The sequence below is a fragment of the Candidatus Harpocratesius sp. genome (assembly GCF_054039255.1).
In genome coordinates this window covers 109,639-117,582 of record NZ_JBPLBG010000007.1, presented here as the reverse complement: position 1 = coordinate 117,582, position 7,944 = coordinate 109,639, and the positions used below count along the sequence as shown (strand labels likewise).

Here is a 7,944-nt window from a genome sequence, read left to right as displayed (position 1 = left end):
TTTTCTCTATTCAGTTGTAAAAAATAATAGAATAGAATTGAGTTCTAATATGCCTTATTTTGATATTGATGAGTTAAACTTGCAAAAAAACCGCTATACAGAGTGTGTAATCTCGCTTAGAATTATTAAAAGTACATTTCTTGGCGGTGTCGCGGATTTTTCCATGTTTACCAATTGTACAGAAATCAGTATTCAAAATTGTAATCTTCAAAAAATCGTGGCTTGGCCTCCAAATATCAAAAAAATTAAATTATCTACCTGCAAAAATCTCCGTTCTATTCCTGTAGAAGGCACTCATTACCAATTTCTTAAAGAAATCTTTTTTTCAAAAATTAATCTTGAAAATTGGAATATTGATTTTAAAACTTGTTTTAATCTTAATAAAATAACCATTTATGGGCCAATACCAAATGTTCCAACACTTCCACCTTTTACCAAAATTCCTCAAAATTGGGCACTGTGCTTTACTCTTGATGAATTGAATTTGAGATACTTAAATCATTTAAACGAAATCCCAATAGAGTTTGCATTCATGCCTAATATCCAAATTTCTATATGCGATTGCTCCAATTTTCCAAATCTCTCATTTCTTCCTGTAGATTTCTGGACTATTACTGAAGTCATAGTCTATTCAGACAGACTAAAAAAAGTGGTAAAAAAACTACACCCTCGCGCTTTAAAAAATGAGAACAGAGAATTGTATGAAAGATTTTCTAAAAAACTCTTAGTAGAACGCGATTTTGTTTGTCTTGATGATATTCGATGGAGTCGAGAAAGAATTCAATATATGAAATATGTAGAATCAATGATTCCTAAACTGAAAGATCCTTCATTACAGAAATATATAAGGTCGTTCGTTTGTTTTTGGAGACCGAGAATTACATTAAATAACGATTTCGATATATTTCTTTAACATAATAATCAATATTTGTTCTGAATCAGAAAGACCAAAATAAACAAATCTGTTTAAATTAAAAAGTATTGATATATCCTATATTAAATTCCCAGTAAATTAAGAATCTCTAAGTCTTGATTTTATCTGTAAGCTCGCTTTTTGGGACAAAATATATAATTATCAGTAATATTTCGATCAACCCTGTAATAGTAAATGTATATAAGGTTCTCCACATATTCTTGCTTTCTAATTCTTTTTGCTATGTATAATTAATAATATACTTTAACATCAGACAATATAGGATGAATGAAGCAAAAATAAGCCCAATTATTATCCACGATTCTAAATAGTCGGAGAAAGCTGCCAATATTCCACCTGGAATAAATGTTCCGATGAACACATAATAAGCCCTTTTAATATAATCATTTGATGAATAGGTATATGCGTCTCTTATAAATTTAATTTGCTGAAAACTTAAATAAAGCAAGCCTAAATTGATTATTAAGAATAATATTATGATAATATTCCCGAATAAATCATCATTAATAATTGGAATTATAGTAATCGTCCAAATCGCAATCACAAACAGCAATTGATAAAAAATTGATAACAATCGCAAGTTTTTCGCAAATTTAAACAGATTTTCATTCACAATCGAGAATATTCTTTTTCATTTTTTTCATATTTAAATTTAAGTAAATAAGAATCATATACAAAAGCCGCAAATAAGTTTTTTCAAATTTTTTGAAGAAAAAAACTTTGTCTAAACAAATTTCCCCATTTATCATAAGGAAAATATTCTTATTCATTTTCGCTTTCACATACTTAGTTACTGTCCGATGATATGGAGTGATAGCCCGCTCTTTCAATTTCAGCCGGAGCGGGGAAATCCATAGATGGACTAAAAACATCAATTAATTTCGTACTACCCAATAGCTACAAATTAACATTTCCAAAAAACACCAGTTCTTAATCATGGATTTGACAAATTATGTCTAAAGACCCAAATGAAATACGAATTGGAGTTTTCCCTTGTGATTGTGGAATTAATATAGCAGGCGTTGTACACATGGACGAAGTGGTTGAATTTTCCAAAACACTTCCAAATGTATACTATGCGGAACGATATCTCTCCCTTTGAACTACGTCCGGAGCCGATTTCATTCGCAAAGCAGTAGAAGACTATGATCTTAATCGTGTGGTCGTTGCAGCATGCACTCCGAAAACGCATGAACCAGTTTTTCGAGCAGTTTTGAAAGACTGCGGGCTTGATCCGTCCTTTCTGGAGTTCGTAAATATTCGGGAACATTCCAGTTTTGTTCATCAAAAAAATCGGGATGATGCTACTACCGTTGCTAAAGAACAAATTCGAGCAGGTGTGGCTAGAGCCGCCCGCTTGGAAATCGTACCTGAAAAAATTGTTCCTGTGAGCGATGCAGTTCTTGTCATTGGTGGTGGTGTTGCTGGATTACAATCTGCTCTTGATTTAGCCAATCAAGGACATAGAGTGTATCTGGTTGAACAAAATCCGACAATTGGTGGCAAAATGAGCATGCTGGATCGTACTTTCCCCACAGATGATTGTAGTATTTGAATATTGGGGCCCGTTATGCTTGAAACGCAACGAAATCCGAATATTGAATTATTTACCCTTTCTGAAGTCGTAGATGTGCAAGGCTATGTTGGAAATTTCGAAATCGAGATTCTTCAACATGCTCGGTATACTAATAACGATTGTAATGGGTGTGGTTCATGTTTCGAAGTTTGTCCTGCGAGTAATCCTTGTGGTTTTGATCAAGGAATGAAGCCTCAGCAGGCGATCTATCTTGCTTTCTCACAAGCGGTGCCCATGCGAGCTCAAATCGATATGGATGCGTGTATTAAGTGTGGTAATTGTCAAAACGTGTGTGAATTGCATGCTGTAAACTTTGACCAAAAAGATACACGATTTAAGGTAAAAGTCGGAGGGATTATCATGGCAACTGGTTGGGATGAATACGAGCCCGAGTATGGCTATTTAGGTTATGGTAAATTTGAAAATGTCATAACCCAGCTCTCATTAGAAAGGATGCTTGCTCCAAATGGACCCGTGGTTGGTCATCTTCATCGACCATCTGATGGGAAGCCTCCTGAAAGTGTGTTATTTGTTCAGTGCGTCGGTTCACGTGATATAAACCGAAATGTTTACTGTTCAAGTGGAGTATGCTGTATGGTGAGCATTAAAAATGCCAAACTCGTGAAAAGTCATGATCCATCAATTGACGTGGTGGTGGCCTACATCGATATACGAGCAGCTGGTAAGGGTTATGAAGAATATTATGCAGCAGCTCGAAAAGAGGGTGTGAAATTTATCCGATCGAAAGTAGGTCGTATTCGGGAAGATTCTCGAACAGGGAATCTTAAGGTAGTTTTAGAAGATACTCTTAGTCCGGATAAAACCATTCGTGAATATGAATTTGATATGGTTGTGTTGTCGGCAGCAATGATGCCTTCACGCACCTTTGATAAGTTAAATGAGGTCATGAATCTTTCAAAGCATCCCAGTGGTTTCTTAAAGGAGTTCCATCAACGTCTTAATACGGTAGATACCGATGTACCAGGAATTGTTCTTGCTGGAGCATGTCATGGACCAAAAGCTATTTCAGAATCCATTATGCAGGCAAAAGGGGCATCATCATCTATAGGAAAATTGCTCTCTAATGGCGAATATCGAATAAGTCTCATTCGTGCGATATCGGATGAAACTAAGTGCGCTCGATGTGGGATGTGCGCTGATGCGTGTACCTACCATGCAATAACGATTAGCCAAGAAAAAGGAGCAATTGTAGATAATATTCTATGTCGAGGTTGTGGTTTATGTGTCTCGGTTTGTCCCAGCGAAGCAATTACAGTTCGGTATTATCGTGGTGAGCAATACGAAAGCCAAATTGATGCAATTTTAATGGATGCCTTAAAAGAAGGAGGCAGTTCATAAGATGTCCGAATTTAATCCCCGTATAGTGGCGTTTTTGTGCTGGAAATGAGGATACGGTGCAGCAGATATGGCTGGTACAATTCGTGCCCAATATCCTGCCAGTATTCGACCAGTTCGGGTATTATGCACAGCTCGCGTTAGTGCGGATATGGTTATGCGCGCCTTCAATAAGGGTGCCGACGGAATCATTATTGGTGGATGACATATCCATGAATGCGATTTTAACAAAGGTAATGAATATGCTCAGAAATTGGTTGCATATTTGCAAGATATATTAGAAACCATTGGATTAGAGCGTGAACGCATTCGAATGATATTCGTCAGTGCTGCTGAGGGGGAGAGGTTCAGACAATTTGCAGTAGAGATGGATAACACAATACGAAAATTGGGACCCTCCAAATTGCATCAATTTCAAATCGAGGCTACCGCTAAAGCCGCCGCAAAAGCACGGAAAAAAGCCAGTAAAACAAAATAAACGCTATTGATTACATATCGCTCTGTCTCGATGGTGCAGATGAATGTTTGCCGTAAACTTTGTGGCAAACAGGATGGATCCTGCAAGGATGACAACCCATCGAGTTCGACCAGAAAAAAGTTAAAATTCATGAATTATCCGCGATATACTTTGTAAACATATCGCAATATTATTTTTTCTTTCTATTCGTATAATTTTAATGTTTCAAATCAAATCAATTCTATTTTTGTTGCTTATTTTTATTGCTTATTTTATTGCATAATATTTGATTTTTCAATTTATCTTATATAATTAGAATATTGATTAAAATTACTTCTAAAATGTTTTTTTGAGCGAGTTTTTTTACCATAACGTCTATTCTGCTTTCCTTTGAAAATATTGCGTTCATCTATATCATTATTTACGAGATGAATGTGATTTCTATGATTTCTATGATTTTTGTGATTTTTCTGATTTTTCTGATTTTTGTAATTTTTGTGATTTTTCTGATTTTTATGGATTTTATTGATTGGTTTTTTTGAATTTTGGTTTACTTCACTTTTTTTCAACAGCGCAATTTTTCTGGATTTTTGAACACGGTCAAATTCTTCGAGTACACATACAGGAATTATTAGTTGAATTTTCTCATTTAGAAAGATTTCTTTGATAAATTGAGCATATTTTTTGTTATTATCTAGAATGTGGAACAAAACATTTGTATCTATGATAAAAGTGCCCGATAAATGAAGTCGATTAATCTCAAAAGCATGATCAACTTCGATACTAAGTTCATTTTGAAGGCTCAAAAGTAAATCATTATCGTAAGAAATGACTTTCCAACCATAAATTTTTGCATATAATCCTATTAAGCAATCCACTCTTGATGCTTGTTTTTTGTGGTTTTTTTCGAATTTTTTGATCATTTTGATTAATGGATATAAATCTTTGTTTAGTTCAGAAGGGGCTTTAAAAATTGCAAATTTATTATAATATCTAAAAGGGATATTAAATTTTCCTGCAAATCTGAAAAATGCATTATAATTTGTTGCAGGTTTTAAACACTTATAGGCGGGATATTCAGAGCAATAATTTTTAATGTGCTTTAACACTTTTTCTCCATTTTCAATTGCATCAAAAATATTACCAAAAAAGGTTAAATCATCAAAGTGGAAGAAGGGAAGGTGCGACATTTTCTACATAAATTAACCGACAAAAAAAAAATGAATCTATATATGTTAGCATTTTTATAGAACTATTGAATTATAAGTTAAAAATAAAATACCATCAAATTTTTGCTCATTAATCAGTATACTAAATAAAAAATTATGATTTTGGTATGTGAAAAGAGGATATCACTCTAAAATTAAATGCTTTCAAAGGAACTCAATTATTTTTTTTATATAAAAAATATGAATCTATTTATAATAATTAATAGTATAAAATTTTATAGTGGGAGTTCTCCTCTTTATTCTTTAGTGATGAAAATCTTATGAGTGCTATAAAACATGATATCTTTGTAAAAAAGTTATCAATTGCAAAAAAATTCAGTGAAGATCATGATCATATTCTTGAGACTTTATTAAAATACATAAATAACAATTCTTCTCGAGAAGAAAATCCCCGATTTCTAAAAGAATTCATCTGGATGGTTGAGCGGCATTTTTACTTAGAAGAAAAAGCAATTTTACACTTTTTTCAAATAGATGCAGATATTGAAAAGCAATTTTTGATTCGTTTATATCATGAACATTCATCAATTTTAAAAATTTTAAATCGAATTCGTAAGAATATTTCATATGATCCATATTTAACAATTGAGGCTGCAATGTCTGAATTAAAAGTACTTGTGGCAAATCATAAGAAATTTGAGATGGAAAACTTTTATATACAAATGGATAAACGTTTAGCAGAACATCAACGGGCCTATCTTTTGAAAATTTTGGATCATTCTGTGCATTCTGGTTTTTTTCCTCTTTCAAAACTGCGTGAAGAAGCATTAAGTTTTTTTCAAGATTTTCCTGAAATTGTGGATGAATTAAATAATTCATAAATTTGTGTGTAAATTAGTGCGATTAAGTTTATAGACTGCGAATAAGTTTGGGATTAAAAATTCATCATTAACAGTGCGAATAAGTTCTTTATGATAATCTTTTTAAGTCATTCTAAGTGCGAATAAGTCTAGAATTAGTGAAGAAGAATTTATAAAATGAAAGTTTTTTATTAATAAATTAACTTTCTCAAACAGTGGAGAAGAATATGAGTAATTTAGCAAAAATCTCTAAAAAAAATGATGAAAGCACTCTAACAATTGTTGAAAATATTAAAATAATTCAAGAAAAGCATCAACAAGTCGCAGAAATTATGAAGGAAGAGAATATAGAGTGTTGGATGATTGTTGTTCGTGAAACAGCTTCGAATCATGATCCCATTCAGAATTTGGTAATCAGTGGTGAATTAGTTTGGATTTCTGCCTTTATTTTTTCTAATAAAGATGATAAATTCAGAAAAACTGCTATTGTTGGTAATTTTGATGCTCCTGCTCAGCAAAAAAAAAATATTTGGGATGAAGTAATTGGATATAAAGAAGGAATTTCAGTAATATTACGGTCTTTTTTAAATCAACTAAATCCAAAATCTATTGCCTTAAATTATTCTGAGACTGATGTTGTAGCTGATGGATTATCTCATGGCCTTTTTGAAGTTTTAAGGAAAATGCTGCCTGAATTTGTCGATCGCTTTCAATCTGCAGAAAGAATTATCCAAAAATTGCGAGGAAGAAAAACATCTACTGAAATCGCTTTTATAAATGAAGCATGTCAAATTACAGATAAAATCAATCATTCCATTTCGTCTCAAATCTCAATTGGAATGACAGAAACTGAAATTTACGATTTGTTTCAGCAAGAGATGCAAAAATATGGTGTATCTCATGCATGGCTGGCAGAGCATTGTCCCATGATTGATGCAGGGCCAGATAAAGTTGTCGGTCATACAGGACCTCTTTCAACACAAGTAACAAAACTTCATAATATACTTCATAATGATTTTGGAGTGAAATATCATGGATACTGTTCTGATATTCAACGAATGTGGTTTTTTGGAACTAAAGATGAAATTCCTGAAGAATTAATTCATGCTTTTGAAACTGTCAAAACTGCAATCAAAAAAGCGGCAGAATTTATCCATCCTGGATTGCGAGGGTATGAAGTTGATGAAATTGCCAGAAAATATGTAATTTCCCAAGGTTACGAAGAATTTGATCATGCTTTAGGTCATCAAGTTGGTACTGCTGCTCATGATGGTGGTACACTTTTAGGACCTCTTTGGGAACGCTATGGAGATACACCAAACGGAATTATTGAAAAGGATAATGTATTTACTTTAGAATTAGAAGTAAAAACTGCACATTACGGTGTTGTCTCTTTGGAAGAAATGGTTCGAATTACTCAGAATGGATGCAAATTTTTTCTTGCACCACAGCAAGAATGGTGGTATATCGCTTAAAATTAAAGGAGAAAATATCATCGCTAATTACATGTGCGAATAAGTTTTAGATTTTAAGAAGAATAATGATTTCACTTTCCAAAAAGTTACCTTCTTCAAAAAAGGATAACTTTTTAC

The 7,944-nt window shown here is 33.0% G+C and carries 9 protein-coding genes and 2 pseudogenes; 8 read left to right on the top strand and 3 right to left on the bottom strand.

Annotation, left to right across the window (positions count from 1 at the left end; all coding sequences use genetic code 11):
• On the top strand, window positions 1-913 hold a 913-nt coding region (locus tag ACXLDF_RS01895), incomplete at its 5' end, for a leucine-rich repeat domain-containing protein (protein ID WP_457556794.1).
• Window positions 914-1,154: 241 nt separating this feature from the next.
• Here ACXLDF_RS01895 and ACXLDF_RS01890 read toward each other — a convergent pair.
• Window positions 1,155-1,487, bottom strand: a complete 333-nt coding sequence (locus tag ACXLDF_RS01890) for a hypothetical protein (protein WP_457556793.1) — start codon at window positions 1,485-1,487, stop codon at window positions 1,155-1,157.
• Between the two features lie 399 nt (window positions 1,488-1,886).
• On the opposite strand from ACXLDF_RS01890, the gene ACXLDF_RS01885 reads away from it, so the two are divergent.
• The 3 genes and pseudogenes from ACXLDF_RS01885 to ACXLDF_RS01875 form a co-directional block, all read left to right on the top strand.
• Window positions 1,887-2,036 carry a hypothetical protein gene (locus tag ACXLDF_RS01885; RefSeq protein WP_457556792.1) on the top strand — a complete coding sequence of 50 codons (150 nt, stop codon included), beginning with the start codon at window positions 1,887-1,889 and terminating at the stop codon, window positions 2,034-2,036.
• A gap of 57 nt (window positions 2,037-2,093) precedes the next feature.
• Window positions 2,094-2,489 (top strand): FAD-dependent oxidoreductase, encoded by a 396-nt coding sequence (locus ACXLDF_RS01880; protein ID WP_457556791.1) that lies wholly within the window; start codon window positions 2,094-2,096, stop codon window positions 2,487-2,489.
• 15 nt (window positions 2,490-2,504) lie between these two features.
• Window positions 2,505-2,807: pseudogene (locus ACXLDF_RS01875) on the top strand (4Fe-4S dicluster domain-containing protein); the annotation flags it as partial.
• A gap of 130 nt (window positions 2,808-2,937) precedes the next feature.
• Here ACXLDF_RS01875 and ACXLDF_RS01870 read toward each other — a convergent pair.
• The gene (locus ACXLDF_RS01870; protein WP_457556797.1) at window positions 2,938-3,060 is read right to left on the bottom strand and encodes a hypothetical protein; all 123 of its coding nucleotides are present in this window, start codon (window positions 3,058-3,060) and stop codon (window positions 2,938-2,940) included.
• A gap of 104 nt (window positions 3,061-3,164) precedes the next feature.
• Here ACXLDF_RS01870 and ACXLDF_RS01865 point away from each other — a divergent pair, with 104 nt between their 5' ends.
• On the top strand, window positions 3,165-3,869 hold the full coding sequence (locus ACXLDF_RS01865) for a 4Fe-4S dicluster domain-containing protein (RefSeq protein WP_457556796.1): 705 nt from the start codon (window positions 3,165-3,167) through the stop codon (window positions 3,867-3,869).
• Window positions 3,870-3,933: 64 nt separating this feature from the next.
• Window positions 3,934-4,344: pseudogene (locus ACXLDF_RS01860) on the top strand (hydrogenase iron-sulfur subunit); the annotation flags it as partial.
• Between the two features lie 278 nt (window positions 4,345-4,622).
• On the opposite strand, the gene ACXLDF_RS01855 reads toward ACXLDF_RS01860, so the two are convergent.
• Window positions 4,623-5,513 (bottom strand): PIN domain-containing protein, encoded by an 891-nt coding sequence (locus ACXLDF_RS01855; RefSeq protein WP_457556790.1) that lies wholly within the window; start codon window positions 5,511-5,513, stop codon window positions 4,623-4,625.
• Window positions 5,514-5,812: 299 nt separating this feature from the next.
• On the opposite strand from ACXLDF_RS01855, the gene ACXLDF_RS01850 reads away from it, so the two are divergent.
• Window positions 5,813-6,373, top strand: a complete 561-nt coding sequence (locus tag ACXLDF_RS01850; RefSeq protein ID WP_457556789.1) for a hemerythrin domain-containing protein — start codon at window positions 5,813-5,815, stop codon at window positions 6,371-6,373.
• 206 nt (window positions 6,374-6,579) lie between these two features.
• Window positions 6,580-7,827 (top strand): M24 family metallopeptidase, encoded by a 1,248-nt coding sequence (locus ACXLDF_RS01845; protein WP_457556788.1) that lies wholly within the window; start codon window positions 6,580-6,582, stop codon window positions 7,825-7,827.
• Window positions 7,828-7,944: the final 117 nt, after the last annotated feature.

What these genes read in the sequence shown, in the direction of transcription:
- ACXLDF_RS01850 (WP_457556789.1), top strand. Translation starts at nt 5,813, where the DNA reads ATGAGTGCTATAAAACATGATATCTTTGTAAAAAAGTTATCAATTGCA.
- ACXLDF_RS01845 (WP_457556788.1), top strand. Translation starts at nt 6,580, where the DNA reads ATGAGTAATTTAGCAAAAATCTCTAAAAAAAATGATGAAAGCACTCTA.
- ACXLDF_RS01855 (WP_457556790.1), bottom strand. Translation starts at nt 5,513, where the DNA reads ATGTCGCACCTTCCCTTCTTCCACTTTGATGATTTAACCTTTTTTGGT.
- ACXLDF_RS01885 (WP_457556792.1), top strand. Translation starts at nt 1,887, where the DNA reads ATGTCTAAAGACCCAAATGAAATACGAATTGGAGTTTTCCCTTGTGAT.